This window comes from Pantoea sp. SIMBA_079 (assembly GCF_046940275.1).
GTDB lineage: Bacteria > Pseudomonadota > Gammaproteobacteria > Enterobacterales > Enterobacteriaceae > Pantoea > Pantoea borealis.
On sequence record NZ_JAWRYR010000793.1, the window covers coordinates 1 to 243 of the forward strand.

At 57.6% G+C, this 243-nt stretch carries 1 pseudogene; it reads right to left on the reverse strand.

Annotation, left to right across the window (positions count from 1 at the left end):
- Positions 1-20: 20 nt before the first annotated feature.
- Positions 21-243, reverse strand: a pseudogene (locus tag SB719_RS22120) (restriction endonuclease subunit S); the annotation flags it as partial.

Here is a 243-nt window from a genome sequence, read left to right on the forward strand (position 1 = left end):
CCCGAAGGTTTCGGCGGTGCTCATGCGGCGTTCCTGACATCGATCTTGCCGGTGACTGCGGCGGTGATGAGGGCGGCACGCTTTTCCTTGAGTAATTCGATGCTGCGCTCGGTCTTGGCGATGAGGGCATCAATACGTGCCGTTTCCCTCTCGATATGATCAGCGATCACTGCCTGCTCTGCCAAGGGCGGTTTGGGCAGTCGAACCTTGCGGACATGACCAAAATTCAGATCCTGTCCGTCT